The sequence below is a fragment of the Cytobacillus sp. Bva_UNVM-123 genome, from assembly GCF_046351715.2.
In the GTDB taxonomy this organism is placed as follows: Bacteria; Bacillota; Bacilli; order Bacillales; family Cytobacillaceae; genus Cytobacillus.
In genome coordinates this window covers 1,938,300-1,956,942 of record NZ_CM177772.1, presented here as the reverse complement: position 1 = coordinate 1,956,942, position 18,643 = coordinate 1,938,300, and the positions used below count along the sequence as shown (strand labels likewise).

The following is an 18,643-nucleotide window of genomic DNA, read 5'->3' as shown; positions in this document are numbered from 1 at the left end:
TTTTTGAATAGGTCATTAACTCATTTCAGCAAGCTTTTTCTTTTTAGCACTTTTTTCACGTTCATTTTTTTCAAGGATTTTCTTACGTAATCGAATTGACTCAGGAGTTACTTCACAATACTCGTCATCATTTAAATATTCTAAAGCTTCTTCAAGTGTCATAATTCTTGGTTTTTTAATTGTAGCTGTTTGGTCCTTCGTTGCAGAGCGAACATTTGTCGCATGCTTTACTTTCGTGATATTAACAGTAATGTCGTTTTCACGTGTGTGCTCTCCAACGATCATTCCTTCATAAATCTCCGTACCTGGTTCAACAAAGATCGTTCCCCGATCTTCTACTTGCATAATACCATAAGTTGATGATTTTCCGCTCTCCATAGAGACAAGCACACCTTGTCGTCTTCCTCCAACCTTTCCTGGTGCCATCGGCTGGTAGCTATCAAATGTATGGTTGATAATTCCGTAACCACGAGTAAGTGTCATAAATTCAGTAGTATAACCAATTAAACCACGAGCTGGAATATTAAATATTAAACGTACTTGACCATTTCCGTTATTAACCATATCGAGCATTTCCCCTTTACGGGCTCCAATTGACTCCATAATGGAACCAGTATGCTCCTCAGGTACATCAATTTGCACACGCTCAATTGGCTCACAGCGAACGCCATCAATATCTCTTACAATTACCTCAGGCTTTGATACTTGAAGCTCATAGCCTTCACGACGCATATTCTCAATTAAGATTGATAAATGAAGCTCTCCACGGCCTGAAACAATCCAAGCATCTGGAGAATCTGTATTATCTACACGTAAACTAACATCTGTCTGTAGCTGTGAACGTAATCTCTCTTCGATTTTTCTCGCAGTTAAATATTTTCCTTCTCTTCCAGCAAATGGACTATTATTTACTAAAAATGTCATTTGCAATGTTGGTTCGTCGATTCTAAGAATCGGAAGTGCTTCTTGGTGTTCAACTGGACAGACCGTTTCACCTACATTAATATCTTCCATACCTGATAAGGCAATTAAATCCCCAGCATATGCTTCTTGAATTTCTTGACGCTTCAAACCAAAGAAACCAAAGATTTTTGTTACACGAAATTGTTTCACTGAACCATCTATTTTCATTAATGCTACTTGTTGACCAACATGAATCGTTCCACGGAAAATACGTCCAATTCCAATTCTACCTACATAATCATTATAATCAAGCAATGACACTTGGAATTGGAGAGGTTCATCACGATTATCAATTGGAGACGGAATATGCTCAATAATGGCATCATACAAGCACTGCATATTTTCATCTTGTTTAGAAGGATCTAAACTTGCAGTTCCATTAATACCGGAAGCGTAAATAACCGGGAATTCAAGCTGGTCTTCTGTTGCACCCAGTTCGATAAATAAATCCAACACTTCATCAACTACTTCTTCTGGTCGAGCAAAATCTCGGTCAATTTTATTCACAACCACAATGGGTGTTATTTTTTGATCTAATGCTTTTTTTAGAACGAAACGGGTTTGGGGCATACAGCCTTCATAGGCATCAACTATCAATAATACACCATCAACCATTTTCATTATTCGTTCCACTTCTCCACCGAAATCGGCATGTCCAGGTGTGTCTAAAATATTGATTTTAGTATCTTTATATTGAATTGCAGTATTCTTAGCTAGAATTGTGATACCACGTTCTCTCTCAATATCATTTGAATCCATTGCTCGCTCTTCCACATGCTCGTTTACACGAAACGTTCCAGCTTGTTTCAAAAGCTGATCAACCATCGTTGTTTTACCGTGATCAACGTGAGCGATAATGGCGATATTTCGTATATCTTCTCTTAATTTCAAGGAAGTTCCTCCTACCTTTATTTAGCAATCTTAAGCATCTCTGCCTTCTTTCAACTCTACAACTGAGATATTATATCATAATTACAGTGGAAACTTAAAAGTTTTTTGTGTAAAATAATATCGTATATAAAAAAAATAGTTAAAAACTGCGATTAACCAAAGTCAAAAAGTTCATTAACTTTACCTTTTACGTAAATACATAATATTGGAGGTGCGTCTTGTGAAGCAAATAAAATGGCCATTATTAGCTTTTGCGATTGGGGCTGCACTATGCATGATGGGGATTGGAATTGCTGTAGCGGAAAAAAGCATTTTAGGCATTCTCGGTACCATTTTAGCATTAATTTTTGTCATGGGGTTCGGTTTTAAAACAAAAAAGAAACTACGTGAAAACGGAATGCTATAAGAAAAGCGTAAGCGCCTTGGTCAGCGACGTATAAACTGGACTGACCTCGACTGAGATAAAGGAAACACGACATGTGGTAATATGATCGCAGGCTAAGTTCGCCACGTCCTGTGGCAACGCCTGCGCTAGCACATCCTGTGCGTCGCGATGTTGACTTATCGTAGGGAGAGGGCGGACAGACTAAAACGCCACATCCTGTGGCAACTTCTGCATAAGTGTTTTCTTTGGGCTTTAGCCCTTAGAAAACACAATCAGGCTTAGCGTGACTTGCACGTCCTGTGCGTCGGAAGTTTACTAGGTGCTAAGCGCTGGAGCTAGACACCATTCAACTTCAAAGAAATAAATTCCGACCCTATAAAGAAAAGCAAGAAGCGCTCAGTACTATCTAGCGCTTCTTGCTTCTTACGATTTCCCGTTATGTAAGAATCTCCCCATAATTTCCTCGTGAAGACCTGATTTTGATATAAATAATGAATTTTTCTCAAGCAGATTTAGGGGCTCTCCTTTTAATGTTGTCGCCACTCCACCTAACTCCTCTACTAAAATGAGTCCAGCTGCAATATCCCAAGGTGATAAACGCATTGAAATATAAGCATCTAACCTACCTGAAGCAACATAAGCCATTTCTATCGCTGCTGAACCGTAAGAGCGTGTTCCTCTTGCATGTTTTACAAGTGGTGATAAGATCGAGGAATCAATTCGTTGATTTTCAACTATCCAAGTAGCATTTATCCCAATAATTGCTTCCGAAATCGTTGCGTTTTTCAACTTTGGCAATGGTAACTCATTAATAAACGCCCCATGCCCTTTTGTTGCATAATACAGTTCATCATGGACTACGTCATAAATCAAACCAATTTTCCCAACACCATTTTCATATATTCCAATAGAGATAGCAAAATTTCGCTGTTGGTGAATAAAATTCATCGTCCCATCAATCGGATCAAGCATCCAAATAACGCCGTTTAAATCCTCAATTTTATCCCCAAATCCTTCTTCCCCAAGAATTCGATGTTCAGGATAGTTCTCTTTTATCTTTTTTATAAAAAACTTTTCAGTATTTTTATCAATATTTGTCACTAGATCGTCTTTATTGGACTTCGTTTCAATTGTTAGCGTATGACTAAAAGATTGTTTAATCATTTCACCTGCTTCTTTTATCCAGCTTTTTGCATTTTGATCTATTTCTAACCAATTCGTCATTTTTAACCCTCCGCCTTCAAAATAACGTGCTGATGGTATTATCTAATAATTAACAATAGCTTAACGATCAAGGTCCTTCAAGTATTATCGTATCCGATCTGTGAAAATTAATAAACGAACCCCGAATTTTATGTTGGAGTTCGTTTATTATAAATGTAACTTTATTCCTTTTTGCATTGTATTTATTTTTTCTCCTTTAGCAATCGAACATTTGTCTATTTTTTATAATGCTTGAAGTTTCAAAAGTTCTTGCCGAATTTTTTCTAGCTTTTGTTTACTTTTCGTTTTCACGTCCTCATTTTGCTCATTCATCGCTTCAAATAACGTAGCAAGTTCATAATCCATTTCTAATCGAAGGACAGCTGTCCTTTCTCTTTCCGTTCCATTATGTTTGATTGAGTTCATTAATTTTTTCATTGAATAACACCCCTTTTCGAATATTGAAATTTAATCTTCTGATTATTTTTACTATTATATTATGAGGAATCTTGTTTCGTTGCAACAAATTTGTGCTATTACCTAATTTTACTACACGACATGCGAGAAATTTTTCGTTTTTTCACCCTTATGCTAAAATATTTAATGAGGCTTTAAGGAGGTTGAATGATGTCATTTTCAGGTTTTACAAATCAAGACTTTGATGTTTTTAAGATCGAAGGATTAGAAGAACGGATGCATGGTTTAATTACACATATTAGACCTAAACTGGAGGAGCTTAGTCAAATTTTTTCACCTTTGCTTTCCATTGAGACTGGAGTTGAAATGTTCCCACATATCGCTAAACACGCTAGACGTACGGTTAACCCACCTAATGACACTTGGGTTGCCTTTTCTAGTAATCCGAGAGGCTATAAAATGCTTCCCCATTTTCAAATCGGCTTATGGGAATCACACGTTTTTATTTGGTTCGCTCTAATTTATGAAGCGCCTAATAAAGAGGCTTACGGAAAAATATTAGAAAAAAATCTAAAAAAAATACATAAGGAAGTACCTGCTCATTTTGTTTGGTCAATCGATCATACACAGCCATTTGCTAAATCACACCATAAGTTGTCAAAGGAAGATCTAAAAGCTATGTTTGTCCGATTACAAAAAGTTAAAAAAGCGGAACTGTTATGCGGTCTACACATATCAAAAGAAGAAACCATTCAGATGTCTCCTGAGCAATTTATTAATAAAACGGAATCAGTCTTTAAAACATTAGTTCCATTATACAAACTTTTACTGTCTTAAAACCTCCCATCGATGGGAGGTTTTTTATGACAGCAAAAAAGTCTATTTCATTTTGACTATCTCATCTGAATTTTTTTCTTTAACAGCCTTTAAAGTGTGGTAGGAGGAAAAACCGCTTACTTCCTCAAATTCATCGCAAATCTTTTTCTCCTGCGCCTTACCCGGTACAATTTCTTTAAACCTTCGGTACGCAGCTAGGAATTCATCACGATTTACACCTTTATCATATGCTTTTTCTAATTGCTGAAAATAAGAGATAACATCAATTATTTCTTCTGTTGACCAGTCATGATCAATGGGATACTGATATTCCACTTTTTGCCCTCATTTCTATTCACATGTTGATAATTTCAAGTTTACTTTGCCCATTTTTTCCTAATTTCTTCTCCCTCAGAAATCATACGGTCGAATAATTCCTGTACAGAAGGGATATCTTTAATAAGCCCCATTACTTGACCTGCCCAAGCAAACCCTTCCTCTTCCTTTCCCTCATGAATATAACTCCTATTAGCCTCTCCGCTTATATAATTTTTTAATTGCTCATAACCACCATCAGCTTTTTCTATTTCAAGAATTTTATCAGTCCACTCATTTGAAATCACTCTTGCAGGTGCACCGATTGATCTTTTAATGATAACGGTATCCACTTCACTACCTTTAACTAATCTTTGTTTATAATTTTGCGACGCATGAATACACTCTTTTGTTGCAATAAATCTTGTTCCCATTTCAATTCCTTCAGCACCAAGGCTTAAGGCAGCTAGTAAACCTCTACCATCTCCAATTCCTCCTGAAGCTATAACAGGGATGGATACGGCATCTACAACTTGTGGAACTAGCACAAATGTGCCAATATCATCTCTCCCTAGATGTCCTCCACCCTCTTGTCCAACAACCATAACAGCATCAGCGCCAAGTTCTTCAGCCTTTATTGCTTGTCTTCTTGCAGCAACAAGAACAAGCTTTTTAACATGAACCCCTTTTAGTTGTTCGAAAATCGGTGCTGGATTCCCTCCTGTCATTGAAATAACAGGAACCTTCTCCTCTATAGCAACATCTAAATAATGTGAAAAAGGTCTACCATGCTGTCCAATAGCAAAATTTACTCCGAAAGGTTTATCTGTAAGGAGTTTGACTTTTTGAATTTCTTCCCGCAATGCTTCCGGGCTATTTAAAGACATTGCCGTTACTTGACCTAAACCCCCAGCATTTGATACGGAAGCAGCTAAATCAGAATATGCGAGATGAGCAAGTCCTCCTTGGATAATTGGATATTTAATATTTAACATTTCTGTTACTCTAGTATTCCAATTCATTGAAATATCCCTCCAGCCATACAACTTATTACTTATTTCTATTTTAATGTAATAATTTCCTCTATACACTTCAAACTATTATAAAAAAGGTAAAAAACTTTCTATGCATAACTATTGAATAATGCTATAATTCAAATGTTTTATTTTTACTATTAAAACAGGTTATTTAATTATTGTGAGGTGTTAAAACAAATTGAATCAAAATGAAACACCACTATTTAGTGGTTTGCTTGCACATGCAAAAAAAGATCCAGTCCAGTTTCATATACCTGGACACAAAAAGGGCTCTGGCATAGATCCTAATTTCAGAGACTTTATCGGCGAAAATGCGCTTTCAATTGATTTAATAAATATCGGACCTTTAGATGATCTTCATCAGCCAAAGGGAATGATTAAAGAGGCACAAGACTTGGCTGCCCAGGCATTTGGAGCAGATAAAACATTCTTTTCCGTTCAGGGGACTAGCGGTGCGATCATGGCAATGATTATGTCTGTTTGTGGACCTGGCGATAAAATAATCGTTCCTAGAAATGTTCATAAATCTGTTATGTCGGCGATTGTTTTTTCTGGAGCAACCCCCATTTTCATTCATCCAGAAATAGACAAAAACCTTGGCATTTCACATGGAATTACTACCGATTCAGTTGAAAAAGCTCTTGAGCAATATCCAGATGCAAAAGGATTACTCGTTATTAATCCAACCTATTTCGGTGTTTCGGCTGATTTGAAGAAAATTGTGGACATTGCACATTCATACAATGTTCCAGTGCTTGTAGATGAAGCACATGGTGTTCACATTCATTTTCATGATCATTTACCTCTCTCGGCTATGCAGGCTGGTGCAGATTTAGCTGCAACAAGTGTTCATAAGCTTGGAGGATCGATGACACAAAGTTCAATTTTAAATCTTAAAGGGAATCTTGTATCCGCGAAAAAAGTGCAATCAATCCTTAGTATGTTAACAACAACTTCAACTTCGTATTTATTGCTAGCTTCCTTAGATGTAGCGAGAAGACAATTAGCTATAGAAGGGAAAGAATTAATTGAAAAAACAATTTCACTATCCCAATTCATACGAAATAAGATAAATGAAATAGACCAGCTTTATTGTGTAGGAGAAGAGATACTAGAGACTGAAGCTGCATTTGATTTTGACCCAACGAAGTTAATTATTTCTGTTAAAAAATTAGGGTTAAGTGGATATGATGTTGAGGTATGGCTTCGGGAAAAATATAATATTGAGGTAGAATTGTCTGACCTTTATAATATTCTTTGTATCATCACACCTGGCGATACTGAAAAAGAGGCAAATATTTTAATTAAAGCTCTTTCCGAGTTAGCAGCCGAAAGACAAGATTATCCTGAAGAACTAAATGCCGAAGTAATGCTACCTGATATACCTGTTTTAGCTCTATCCCCCCGTGATGCTTTTTATGCTGAAACTGAACTTGTCCCTTTCGATGAGTCTGAGGGAAGAATTATTGCAGAATTTATCATGGTGTATCCTCCTGGTATTCCAATTTTTATCCCTGGAGAAATCATTACAAAGGACAACCTACAGTATATTAAAACAAATATGGAAGCAGGATTGCCAGTACAAGGCCCTGAAGATTATGATTTTAAATACTTGCGCGTAATTAAAGAACATCGGGCCATTTGGTAATCATAGTTTAATGAACAAAAATAAGAGCTTTCCATTTTCGGAAAGCTCTTTATATTGAACAAATATTACATTTCTTTTATTTTTCATCTTCTTGATGATCGTGGCAGCAGCAATTGCATTTTGCATACAAAACCGTTACTTTCTCATCATCAAAGTGATCAATTGTAGAATTACAAGTCTGGCATACGAGTGTGCCCATCTTTTCATTCTCCTTTATGTGAAATAATATCAACATTGAAAACATTTTATTAGCCTTAACTAAATAATAATATAACATTATTTCGTTTTCAAGCCTAAATTGTATGTCTTATTTAATTTAACCGTGGAATTTCATCTTGATACGTATTTACTTGTCCTAATTAGTATAACTAATTAGTTTCTTTCGAAACAATAAAGCAGGCTCGAAAGCCTGCTTTATTATTCATATTGAGTTTCAAAGTATACGCCAGGAAGAGATTCTCTAAAAAACTCACATAGATCTTCAGCTTGCTGATAATTTTCCAATTTGAATGCTTTTTGTATATATTCAGTAGTTTCGAGGTCCTTAGGGTCGAGGAGTGAAGAGCGGCCAGTTTGCATACAAATGACGAGAGGTTTTCCAAAAAATAAATTTGTGTACACAATCCCGAAATCATAACGTGTGTGTTCGGTCGTAAATCCAACAAAGCGAACATTTACATTTTCATGCTCATCATAGAGCTTCTCAAATAAATTCATAATACTCCTCCTTTTAATTAAATATTTAGAATATTATTATAACTCTTTTTTCACCTTTTTACAATGTTTTTTTTGAAAAACACTGTTTAAGTTGTTTTTCGTTTTTATTCAATGCTAGAATGGAATGGAGAGTATAATTGGAATATGGGGGGATGGATGATGGCAAGTAGTGCATACATAAAGCTTGTTCCTTCATCAGCAAAAAAAGAAATTTCTACTGACGAAGTAAAGGAATTATTTCATTATTTTAAAGAGATTACAGCAAAAACAGGTAGACAGGTTGATTGGAAATACAATGAGGCAGCATTTCCTTATGTAATGAAAGAAAAACAAGAAGGTAAAGGGAAATGGTTTTACTTGAAATCCAACAATGATCGCTATAATTTAATGCTACTCGGGGTCGATAGTGAAATGATTCGTGAAGAAGACGGTTCAGAACGAGAACAAGCCTTTATCCAAATAACATTACCTGAAAATGCAACCTTTGGAGATAAGGGGAAAGCGAATGAATTCAGCAAATTTTTAGCGAAGAAACTTCAAGGTGAATTGCATTTATTTAATGGTAGAATTATGTATTTTTACCCTCGAAAATAATATATTGGATAGGTTGATACACCTATTCATATAGTAAATATGAAAGTGTAAAAAATTTTTTTCTTAAAAACAACGAGGAACAGCAAAATGCTGTTCTTCTCTTTATGAGGTAGAGAGTATGTTAAAAAAAAGAATGATATTTATCGGTATATTGAGCCTAATCATTACACTCATGTCGCCATATATCTTTTTTTCGTATTTTGAAGAAAAACCAGATATTTTAAAGCAGAATATTTCATTTGGAGGGCCATTTCCATATGCCATGCAAATGATAAGTCTGCCTGATGATGATGACTTATACCCGATGGAAGTAAAGTTTGAGTCTCCATTCGATAAAGAGACTACCTTTAAAATACTGCCTTTTTTCTTTTCGTTTTCATTTTTTTTCCTTTTTTTATTTGCCTTTTATAGTATTGTAAGCAGATTTATAAGGAAGCCTTTAAAAGAGCCAAAATAGGCTCTTTTTTAATAAATAAGGAAGAAAGCTTTTCTTGATCAGATCGTAATGAGCGACATCGTGAAATAAAAAGAACCATACAATGCAAGACTTAGAGAAGTTACAAAAAAGGTTTTCTTGAATGATTTTATAATGTAATTGCCTATGATGATGGCTAAATAAAAAAATATAAAGAACATCAATACCTTGTACATAAGCAGATCATATTTCGAGAGCCATTCGATAAACGTATACCCGCTCCAAATCATTAGCTGTAATAACAATACAGTGTAGACCCTCATCATTCCACCACCCATTTTATTAAAATAAGATAGTATAAACTTTCTGAGTTAGCTGAATGTCTTGCTCCAAAGTTTTTTTAATAGAAACTATCCTTGTCTTAGTAATATATGTAACTAACTTAAAATCTAAGCATCATGATGAGAAAATAAAAAGCCCCTATAAAAGGGACTCTTTATATCTTTATTTTACAATATGAATTGGTGTTCCAAGCACGACTTCAGCTGCTTCCATCGTAATTTCACCTAAAGTTGGGTGAGCATGAATTGTCATTGCTAAGTCTTCTGCTGTCATACCCGCTTCAATTGCCAATCCTAATTCAGCAATCATATCAGAGGCGCTTGCTCCTGCAATTTGCGCTCCGATGACGAGTCCGTCATCTTTCCTTGTGACAAGCTTTACGAACCCTTCAGTCGCTTCTAAAGCTAATGCACGGCCGTTCGCTGCAAAAGGAAACTTTGCAGCTGTCACTTCAATTCCTTCATCTTTCGCTTGCTTTTCCGTGTACCCTACTGATGCAAGTTCTGGATCTGAAAAGACAACAGCTGGGATTCCTAAATAATCAATTTCAGCATTATGACCAGCAATCACCTCTGCTGCAATTTTTCCTTCATATGAGGCTTTATGAGCAAGTGGAGGTCCTTCGATAACATCGCCGATTGCAAAAATATTACTTACATTTGTTCGACATTGTTTATCTGTTTTGATAATCCCCTTATCGGTCATTTCAATGCCAACCTGTTCTAATCCTAACTCATCTGTATTCGGACGGCGTCCAACCATTACAAATACATAATCAGCTTCAATCGTTTGTTCTTCACCTTTTACCTCATATTTCACAATAACACCGGTTTCTGACTCTTCCACACCTTTAGCAAGTGCATTCGTAATGATTTCTGCGCCTTTCTTCTTTAAATTACGTTTAACAAGCGCAGACATTTGCTTTTCGAATCCACCTAAAATATCATCAGTACCCTCTAAAATCGTTACTTTCGTACCGAAATTAGCATAGGCTCCTCCAAGCTCTGTACCAATATAACCGCCACCAATTACAACGATTTTTTCTGGTATTTCCTGAAGTGCGAGTGCACCTGTGGAATCTAAAACTTTTTTCGAATATTTAAAAGCCGGAATTTCAATCGGACGTGAACCAGTTGCAATAATCGCATGTTTGAAATTGTAAGTTTGTGCAGAATTTTCATCCATTACACGTAAAGTGTTCGCATCAACAAAATATGCTTCACCACGAACAATATCAACTTTATTTCCTTTTAATAAGCCTTCAACACCACTGGTGAGTTTACGAACAACTCCACTTTTCCATTCCTGAACCTTCGAAAAGTCTACAGTTACATTCTCAGCTGTAATCCCGATGACATCAGAATGCTTAGCTGTTTCATAACGGTGTCCAGCAGCGATTAATGCTTTTGATGGAATGCATCCTACATTTAAACAAACACCGCCAAGGTTTGCTTTTTCTACGATCGTCACTTTCTGACCAAGCTGTGCCGCACGAATTGCAGCAACATATCCTCCAGGGCCAGAACCGATAACAATCAAGTCAGTTTCAATCGGGAAATCTCCTACTACCATTTTTTACGCCTCCATTAACAATAGTTCTGGATCGTTTAATAAACGCTTAATATGGTTTACTGCATTTTGCGCTGTTGCCCCATCAATCATTCGATGATCAAAGCTTAACGATATACTTAGAACTGGTGCTGCAACAATTTCGCCGTCTCTTACAATTGGTTTTTCAGCAATTCGGCCAATTCCTAATATGGCAACTTCTGGATGATTAATAAGAGGAGTAAACCATTGTCCACCTGCAGAACCAATATTCGTAATTGTACAAGAAGCACCCTTCATTTCATCTGGAGCAAGTTTACCATCTCGTGCTTTTGTGGCCAGTTCATTAATTTCATTTGAAATAGCAAAAATAGACTTTCGATCAGCATCTTTTACAACAGGAACTAATAGCCCTTTATCAGTATCTGCTGCTATTCCAATATTATAATAGTGTTTTTGAATAATTTCACTAGTTGCGTCATCAAGTGAAGTATTTAACACTGGAAATTCACGAAGCGCACTTGTTAATGCCTTAACGACATATGGAAGAAATGTTAGCTTAATACCCTTACTTGCAGCAACTTCTTTAAACTTTTTGCGGTGAGCTACAAGCTTTGTCACTTCAATTTCATCCATTAAGGTAACATGTGGTGCTGTATGCTTTGAATTCACCATTGCTTTTGCAATCGCTTTACGGATTCCACTCATTTTTTCGCGAGTTTCTGGATATTGTCCTTGCGGAATTGCTTGTACTGGTGCTTTCTCTTCGGCTGTTTCTTGAGGTGCAGCACTAACCGGCTCTTGAACGACTTCTGTTCCAACTTGTTTTCCACCATTTAAGTATTCATCAATATCATTTTTCAATATTCGACCATTATCTCCACTTCCAATAATTTGGCGAATATTTACACCTTTATCTCGTGCATATTTCCGAACGGAAGGCATGGCGATAATACGGCGCTCAGATTCGCTATCAGTCTTTGGAGCAGGTGCAGAGGTTTCTTGTTCAAGAACTTCCTCAACCTTTTCTTCTTCTTCTTCTTCTGCATCACCTTTAAACTTAAGATTTTCATATCCTGGTGCGTCAAATGTGATTAAGACTTGACCAACTGTCGCAACAGTACCTTCAGCTACTAAAATTTCTTCAACTGTCCCTTTGACTGGAGAAGGAATTTCGACTACAGCCTTATCATTTTGCACTTCACATAAAACGTCATCTTCTTGAACATTATCCCCTTGTTTCACAAACCACTTAACGATTTCACCTTCATGGATCCCTTCGCCAATGTCAGGTAATTTAAATTGAAATGACACTTGGATTCACCCTCCTATACAGCTTTAATATTCACAAAACAGGGGAATCTTTATCCTCCCCTGTTATGATTATTTAGAAATTCAAGACTTTTTTGCCTGTTTCAATAATATCCTTGTAGTTTGGAAGCCAGACCGTTTCTGCCTGTGGAAATGCGAATACTGTATCAGGTGCAGTCACACGCAATACTGGTGCCTCTAAGCTTAAAATTGCACGATCATTTATTTCTGCAACGACATTTGCTGCGATACCAGCTTGTTTTTGTGCTTCCTGAACAACAATGGCACGACCTGTTTTTTCAACTGATGCAATAATTGTTTCAATGTCAATCGGAGAAACAGTACGCAAATCAATAACCTCTGCAGAATATCCTTCTTTTTTCAATTCTTCTGCCGCTTTTAATGCCTCATGAACCATTGCACCATACGTAATAATCGATAAATCCGTTCCTTCAAGCTTTACATCTGCTTTCCCTAATGGAATTGTATACTCTTCTTCTGGAACCTCTTGACGAAATGAACGATATAATTTCATATGCTCTAGAAAAATAACCGGATCATTATCACGAATAGAGGAGATAAGTAATCCTTTCGCATCATAAGGTGTTGATGGAATTACTACCTTTAACCCTGGTTGCTGAGCCATAAGTCCTTCTAAGCTGTCTGCATGCATCTCTGGTGTGTGAACGCCTCCACCAAACGGAGAGCGTATTGTAACTGGAGAATGATAACGGCCACCTGAACGATAGCGCATACGAGCAAGCTGTCCAGATATGGAATCCATCACTTCATAAACAAAGCCAAAAAACTGAATTTCTGGTACTGGTCGGAAGCCTTGTAAACCAAGGCCGACAGCTAAGCCGCCAATTCCTGATTCAGCAAGTGGGGTATCGAACACACGGTCTTCACCGAATTCCGTTTGGAGTCCTTCTGTTGCACGGAAGACACCGCCATTTACGCCTACATCTTCACCGAATACTAATACATTCGGATCGTTACGTAATTCTGTACGTAACGCATCCGTAATTGCCTGAATCATTGTCATTTGCGCCATGGCTTACTTCGACTCCTTTTCTTTATAAATTTCATACTGTTCTTTTAAGTTATATGAAAGCTCTTCATACATAATCGAAATTAAATCAGTCACCTTTTGTTTTGGTGTATCATCAGCAAGTTTTATTGCTTCCTTTATATCTTCTTTCGCCTTTTCAATTACTTCGTTTTCCATTTCTTCATTCCAGAGCCCTTTATTATTAAGGAATTTACGGAAACGAACGAGCGGGTCTTTTTTCTCCCATTCATTATCAAGATCTGAGGTACGATAGCGTGTCGGATCGTCTCCAGCCATTGTATGTGGTCCATAACGATAAGTAAGTGTTTCAATTAATGTAGGACCTTCTCCATTAATGGCACGCTCACGAGCCTCTTTAACAGCTACATACACAGCAAGTGGATCCATCCCATCTACTTGAATTCCAGGAATTCCAGCAGCTACCGCTTTTTGAGCGAGTGTGCTAGCAGCAGATTGCATGCTAACAGGGGTAGAGATCGCAAAACGATTATTTTGAATAATAAAGATGGCTGGGGCTTTATAAGCACCGGCAAAGTTAATTCCTTCATAGAAATCACCTTGTGAAGTTCCACCATCACCTGTGTACGTAATGGCAACTGCCTTAGTCCCACGCTTTTTCATACCTAGTGCCACACCTGCAGCTTGAATATACTGGGCACCAATAATAATTTGTGGAGCAATTACATTTACTCCTTCTGGAATGTTACCGCCTTCATAATGGCCCCTAGACCATAAGAAAGCCTGTGATAAAGGAAGACCATGCCAAATTAATTGAGGTACATCTCGATAACCTGGAAGGATAAAGTCTTCCTTTTCTAATGCAAATTGTGAAGCAAGCTGTGAGGCTTCCTGTCCTGCTGTTGGTGCATAAAAGCCTAGTCTTCCTTGTCTATTTAAAGAAATTGAACGCTGATCTAGAATACGCGTATATACCATACGGCGCATTAATTCTTGAAGTTGCTCATTACTTAAATTAGGCATGGATGATTCATTAACGATATCTCCATCCTCATTAAGAATTTGAAATGTTTGAAACTGCTCTTCAACTATTTCAAGTTGCTTTTTCACATCGAATTGAACTGTTTTCGAAACCATGTGTGTCACCCTTTCCTTTCTTTTAAAGACGTTATTTATAGGAGTTACTAACATAATATCTAGGATGCCCAAATTGAAGTAATTTTAGAAAATTACACATATAAATAACATAAACACGTCTGTAATGTTTCTTTCATAATTATCATATTGTGTATCAATCATTTTTGCAACAAAAATGATACACACTAAAAATAGAAACTTCAATTTCTCTCATTATTTCAGTAACCAAAATCATTGATTTAATCTTTTTACAACATTTACACGTTTTTAATATATTTTTAAATAAAGTAAACTGTACTATCCGCTGTTTTATTCTGTTATATACAATACTCATAATAAGATGAGATGTATTATAACAATAAATTCAAGACTTTTAAAAAAAAAAATAGACCAGCATTATGAATGATGGCCTATTTTCTTCCGTCTTCTACATTAACTTCTATCCCTGTATATTTATAGAAGGATAATTTCAAATCATTATACTGTTTTGTTTTTTCATTAAATAGTTCATTTGCTTTTTGTAGTTTATTATATTCCTCATTTATTTTTGTAATTTGCTCTTGAAGCTGGTCTATTTGTGGATCTTCCTCTTTAAACATTTCATATAATTCTTTATCGAGTCTTAATGCATTTGTATAATACTCATATTGTTCTTCGTAAATACTATATCTCTCCATCATAATTTCATATAATTGCTCTGCCTTTTCTTTTTGGTCAGGTTTGTCCAAATCTTCTATTAATGGAGATAGTGTTTCAAATTCTTTTTTCGAGGCTTCTATACTTTCTTGTTCTTTCTTCATATGTTCTTTTCTTTCTTCGATCACAACTAAAGCCTCATCTGAGAGCTTGGAAATTTCTTCAGCTTCTTTCATCCCTAAAGAAATGATCTTTTCATAAATATCTTTTTCTTTTTTTTCTAGTAAGACAAGTGGATCTTGTTGCTCTTCAAACAATTTTTCTGTAGAAACTACCTTTTCAAGGACCTCATACATTTTTTCAATAGGTGTTTGTTTATTTAAACAGCCAGTTAACAAAATAAGAGCAATCATCATAATTAATAATAAGCTGTTTTTACGCAAATTTAACAAATTGAAACCTCCTCACTAACCCTTTTACTATATCGGTAGTTTTCCTATTTGACAATAGGTTCCAGCGTTATTTCCAAGCTTGTCCACTGATGTATTTATATTCGAAATACTTTTCCTTTATGACTTTAGGCAAGGGCCTACACAAAAAATAACCCAAATTCATAGGCTATATTAATCGTCCGATATTAATCTAAATTTGACATGTGGACGATAATCTAACGTTTAGGGAGGTTATCCTTCATGTACGGATATGGCGGATATGGATACGGATGTGGTTTTCCAGCTTACGGAGGCTGCGGCTTTGGCAGAGGATTCGCGTTAATTGTCGTGTTATTCATACTACTCATTATCGTTGGCTGTTCCTGCATAAGATTCTAATTTCTATCTGGGAAGGTGCAAAATGTGCCTTCTCTTTTATTAACATTTTACATACACTTTGATAAAATATGAATCATAACGAAATGCGAAAGCTCAGGAGTGAAATTATGATTACAATGGAAAATATTATCCGTGATGGCCATCCAACACTACGAAAGGTTGCAGAGGTAGTTTCTCTGCCTCCATCGGAAGAAGATAAAAAAATATTATCGAGCTTGTTAGAATACGTTATTAACAGTCAAAATCCAGAAATGATTGAAAAATACAAGCTTCGTACGGGAATCGGACTTGCAGCCCCTCAAATAAATGTTTCAAAAAGAATGATTGCCGTCCATGTTAATGATGAAAAAGGGAATCTACATAGTTATGCACTTTTTAATCCAAAAATTGTTAGTCATTCAATTGAACAAGCGTATCTTACCGCTGGGGAAGGTTGTCTATCAGTTGACGAAACCGTTCCAGGATATGTTCCAAGATATGCCCGCATAACAGTAAAAGGGGTAACTTTAACTGGTGAAGAAGTAAAGCTTCGCTTAAAGGGCATGCTCGCAATTGTATTTCAACATGAAATAGACCATCTAAATGGAATCATGTTTTATGATCATATTAATCAGGATGATCCATTCAAACCGATTGAAAACGCAACGGCAATACAAAGATAAAATAAGACTGAACCATTTTGGTTCAGTCTTTCACTTTAGATTAATGATAATTTCTTTAATCCATTCCAAATGCCATCGTCATCAACAGAAGTTGTCAATTCATCAGCATGCTTTTTCACTTCATCCAGTGCATTACCCATGGCAACACCCGTTCCAACTGTTTGCAGCATTTCGATATCATTTAATCCATCTCCAAAAGCATAAACATCCTTCATTTCAAATCCAAGTCGTTCGACCATTTTTTTGATGCCTTCTGCCTTTGAGCCGCCAGCTGGTAAAACATCTGTGGAGTATTCATGCCAACGAATAAAACGGAAATTAGGAAAACTTTCACAGTATCCATTATCTTCCTGTTCCTTGCAAAAAATTAGTACTTGGAAAATCTCCCTCCCCTTATAGAACAATATGTCTTTATTGGGATGAGGAAACTTTAAGCTATTCACAAGACTATTCATAATGTGGGGATGATCTGGATCTGTTGCCTTCATCTGTTTTTCATCCATAAAAACTAACGGAAGATTCTTCTTTTGAGAAAAATATAATAGTTTTTCGAGTTCATCTGCTTGCATAGGATTTTTATATATAACTTCGTTTTCAAATACGACATATTGCCCATTAAAGCTAACAAATGAATCAATATCTATTTCCTTGCGCAAATTCTCAAACATGAACGGTGCTCTTCCCGTTGCAATCGCAACAAATACACCATTTTCTTTTAACTTCTCAATCGCTTTTTTCGTCGAGTCACTCATTTTTTTATTCTGATCTAATAATGTCCCATCAATATCAAAGAACACAATTTTTCCCAAGATAATAAATCCTTCCCTTCCTTATTGTCTTAAAAAATCTAGGCAGCGGCTTTTGTTTTTGTTTGTTTCTTTTTCATTGACGTAATAAACACACCAGCAAAAATAACGAAAAGACCGATAAGCATCGAAATATGAATCTCTTCTTTTAATAGAAATGCTCCCCATAAAATAGCTGATGCTGGCACTAAGTAAGTCACTAATGAGGCAAACTCTGGACTTCCCTCTTTAACTAAATAATAGTATAACAAATAAGCGACACCTGAGCCTAAAGAACCTAATCCGATAAATGGAAGAATAATCTTTATTTCTGAAAACATAAGTAAATCTTCTGGTGCAGAGACTAATAAAAAACAAAAGCTAAAGAACATTGCAAAAAAAAGAGTCATAATAGAAATATGTAATGTTGAAACATCTGCTAAATATTTTTTTGTCAAATGTGTACCCATTCCGTAGCAAACTGCAGCACCTAACATAAATAAAACACCTGACAAATGCCCTGACAGTAACTCTCCAGATTGAAGATCAGAAATGATTAATATTCCGACAAACCCAAATACAATTCCTATCCATTGGGTCTTCTTTAAAATAGAAGCAAAAAAAATTGAACCAATAATAAGTGTCCAAATCGGTGTTGTCGCATTAATAATGGAAGCTAGACTTGAAGATATTTTCGTCTGGCCATTAGAAATTAATAACCAAGGCAATGCATTATTCAAGAAACCTACGATAAACAACTTATTTAAGGGAAGTTTCTTTAGATTTACTTTATCTCGTCGAATAAAAACAATGAGTGCTAATGTAATAAACCCAAACAAACATCTGCCAAAAACAATTCCTGCAGGTCCAATTTGAACGAGTAAAAGTTTTATAAATAAAAAAGAAGTCCCCCAAATAATACTTAATAATAATAATGCACTATATAGCTTTCCCATTGGCT

21 protein-coding genes and 2 pseudogenes are annotated in these 18,643 nt (G+C 36.0%); 7 read left to right on the top strand and 16 right to left on the bottom strand.

Annotated elements, in window-relative coordinates:
- Positions 1-15: 15 nt before the first annotated feature.
- Positions 16-1,854, bottom strand: coding sequence for a translational GTPase TypA (typA, locus tag KDN24_RS09615; RefSeq protein WP_409974644.1), 1,839 nt, complete (start codon positions 1,852-1,854; stop codon positions 16-18).
- Between the two features lie 220 nt (positions 1,855-2,074).
- On the opposite strand from typA, the gene KDN24_RS09610 reads away from it, so the two are divergent.
- Positions 2,075-2,260, top strand: coding sequence for a YlaF family protein (locus KDN24_RS09610; RefSeq protein ID WP_491348398.1), 186 nt, complete (start codon positions 2,075-2,077; stop codon positions 2,258-2,260).
- A 402-nt stretch (positions 2,261-2,662) separates the two neighbouring features.
- Here the strand turns inward: KDN24_RS09610 and KDN24_RS09605 are convergent, their stop codons facing one another.
- Positions 2,663-3,463, bottom strand: a complete 801-nt coding sequence (locus tag KDN24_RS09605; RefSeq protein WP_409974643.1) for an inositol monophosphatase family protein — start codon at positions 3,461-3,463, stop codon at positions 2,663-2,665.
- Positions 3,464-3,685: 222 nt separating this feature from the next.
- Positions 3,686-3,880: a YkzI domain-containing protein gene (locus tag KDN24_RS09600; RefSeq protein WP_409974642.1), complete on the bottom strand. Its 195-nt coding sequence runs from the start codon at positions 3,878-3,880 to the stop codon at positions 3,686-3,688.
- A 189-nt stretch (positions 3,881-4,069) separates the two neighbouring features.
- Between KDN24_RS09600 and KDN24_RS09595 the strand changes: the two genes are divergently transcribed.
- A complete protein-coding gene (locus KDN24_RS09595; RefSeq protein ID WP_491348397.1) occupies positions 4,070-4,696 on the top strand; it encodes a YktB family protein in 627 nt (208 codons plus the stop codon).
- A gap of 42 nt (positions 4,697-4,738) precedes the next feature.
- Here KDN24_RS09595 and KDN24_RS09590 read toward each other — a convergent pair whose 3' ends face one another.
- Positions 4,739-5,011: a UPF0223 family protein gene (locus KDN24_RS09590; protein WP_409974641.1), complete on the bottom strand. Its 273-nt coding sequence runs from the start codon at positions 5,009-5,011 to the stop codon at positions 4,739-4,741.
- A gap of 41 nt (positions 5,012-5,052) precedes the next feature.
- Positions 5,053-6,012 carry an NAD(P)H-dependent flavin oxidoreductase gene (locus tag KDN24_RS09585; protein ID WP_409974640.1) on the bottom strand — a complete coding sequence of 320 codons (960 nt, stop codon included), beginning with the start codon at positions 6,010-6,012 and terminating at the stop codon, positions 5,053-5,055.
- 193 nt (positions 6,013-6,205) lie between these two features.
- Between KDN24_RS09585 and KDN24_RS09580 the strand changes: the two genes are divergently transcribed.
- Positions 6,206-7,675 (top strand): aminotransferase class I/II-fold pyridoxal phosphate-dependent enzyme, encoded by a 1,470-nt coding sequence (locus KDN24_RS09580; protein WP_409974639.1) that lies wholly within the window; start codon positions 6,206-6,208, stop codon positions 7,673-7,675.
- 76 nt (positions 7,676-7,751) lie between these two features.
- Here the strand turns inward: KDN24_RS09580 and KDN24_RS09575 are convergent, their stop codons facing one another.
- Positions 7,752-7,874, bottom strand: a complete 123-nt coding sequence (locus tag KDN24_RS09575) for a GapA-binding peptide SR1P (RefSeq protein WP_409974638.1) — start codon at positions 7,872-7,874, stop codon at positions 7,752-7,754.
- A gap of 218 nt (positions 7,875-8,092) precedes the next feature.
- Complete coding sequence (locus KDN24_RS09570; RefSeq protein WP_409974637.1) at positions 8,093-8,392, bottom strand: DUF3055 domain-containing protein; 300 nt, start codon at positions 8,390-8,392, stop codon at positions 8,093-8,095.
- 159 nt (positions 8,393-8,551) lie between these two features.
- Between KDN24_RS09570 and KDN24_RS09565 the strand changes: the two genes are divergently transcribed.
- Positions 8,552-8,986 carry a DUF1885 family protein gene (locus KDN24_RS09565; RefSeq protein WP_409974636.1) on the top strand — a complete coding sequence of 145 codons (435 nt, stop codon included), beginning with the start codon at positions 8,552-8,554 and terminating at the stop codon, positions 8,984-8,986.
- Positions 8,987-9,104: 118 nt separating this feature from the next.
- Entirely contained in the window at positions 9,105-9,443 is a 339-nt protein-coding gene (locus tag KDN24_RS09560) for a hypothetical protein (protein ID WP_409974635.1), read from the top strand.
- A 38-nt stretch (positions 9,444-9,481) separates the two neighbouring features.
- Here the strand turns inward: KDN24_RS09560 and KDN24_RS09555 are convergent, their stop codons facing one another.
- The 7 genes and pseudogenes from KDN24_RS09555 to KDN24_RS09530 all read right to left on the bottom strand — a co-directional run bounded on the left by KDN24_RS09555 (position 9,482) and on the right by KDN24_RS09530 (position 15,857).
- A complete protein-coding gene (locus tag KDN24_RS09555) occupies positions 9,482-9,724 on the bottom strand; it encodes a hypothetical protein (protein ID WP_409974634.1) in 243 nt (80 codons plus the stop codon).
- A gap of 181 nt (positions 9,725-9,905) precedes the next feature.
- Entirely contained in the window at positions 9,906-11,315 is a 1,410-nt protein-coding gene (lpdA, locus tag KDN24_RS09550; protein WP_409974633.1) for a dihydrolipoyl dehydrogenase, read from the bottom strand.
- 3 nt (positions 11,316-11,318) lie between these two features.
- Positions 11,319-12,251: pseudogene (locus KDN24_RS09545) on the bottom strand (2-oxo acid dehydrogenase subunit E2); the annotation flags it as partial.
- Between the two features lie 189 nt (positions 12,252-12,440).
- Positions 12,441-12,536: pseudogene (locus KDN24_RS26355) on the bottom strand (biotin/lipoyl-containing protein); the annotation flags it as partial.
- Between the two features lie 142 nt (positions 12,537-12,678).
- Complete coding sequence (locus KDN24_RS09540) at positions 12,679-13,656, bottom strand: alpha-ketoacid dehydrogenase subunit beta (protein ID WP_409974631.1); 978 nt, start codon at positions 13,654-13,656, stop codon at positions 12,679-12,681.
- 3 nt (positions 13,657-13,659) lie between these two features.
- Entirely contained in the window at positions 13,660-14,769 is a 1,110-nt protein-coding gene (gene pdhA, locus KDN24_RS09535) for a pyruvate dehydrogenase (acetyl-transferring) E1 component subunit alpha (RefSeq protein ID WP_409974630.1), read from the bottom strand.
- A 410-nt stretch (positions 14,770-15,179) separates the two neighbouring features.
- Positions 15,180-15,857, bottom strand: coding sequence for a YkyA family protein (locus KDN24_RS09530; RefSeq protein WP_491348396.1), 678 nt, complete (start codon positions 15,855-15,857; stop codon positions 15,180-15,182).
- 240 nt (positions 15,858-16,097) lie between these two features.
- Between KDN24_RS09530 and KDN24_RS09525 the strand changes: the two genes are divergently transcribed.
- A complete protein-coding gene (locus KDN24_RS09525) occupies positions 16,098-16,235 on the top strand; it encodes a YjcZ family sporulation protein (protein ID WP_409974628.1) in 138 nt (45 codons plus the stop codon).
- A gap of 107 nt (positions 16,236-16,342) precedes the next feature.
- On the top strand, positions 16,343-16,897 hold the full coding sequence (gene def, locus KDN24_RS09520) for a peptide deformylase (RefSeq protein WP_409974627.1): 555 nt from the start codon (positions 16,343-16,345) through the stop codon (positions 16,895-16,897).
- A gap of 35 nt (positions 16,898-16,932) precedes the next feature.
- Here the strand turns inward: def and KDN24_RS09515 are convergent, their stop codons facing one another.
- Together KDN24_RS09515 and KDN24_RS09510 are read right to left on the bottom strand one after the other, a co-directional pair.
- Positions 16,933-17,706, bottom strand: a complete 774-nt coding sequence (locus tag KDN24_RS09515; RefSeq protein ID WP_491348395.1) for a Cof-type HAD-IIB family hydrolase — start codon at positions 17,704-17,706, stop codon at positions 16,933-16,935.
- Positions 17,707-17,744: 38 nt separating this feature from the next.
- Positions 17,745-18,638, bottom strand: coding sequence for a DMT family transporter (locus KDN24_RS09510; RefSeq protein WP_409974625.1), 894 nt, complete (start codon positions 18,636-18,638; stop codon positions 17,745-17,747).
- Positions 18,639-18,643: the final 5 nt, after the last annotated feature.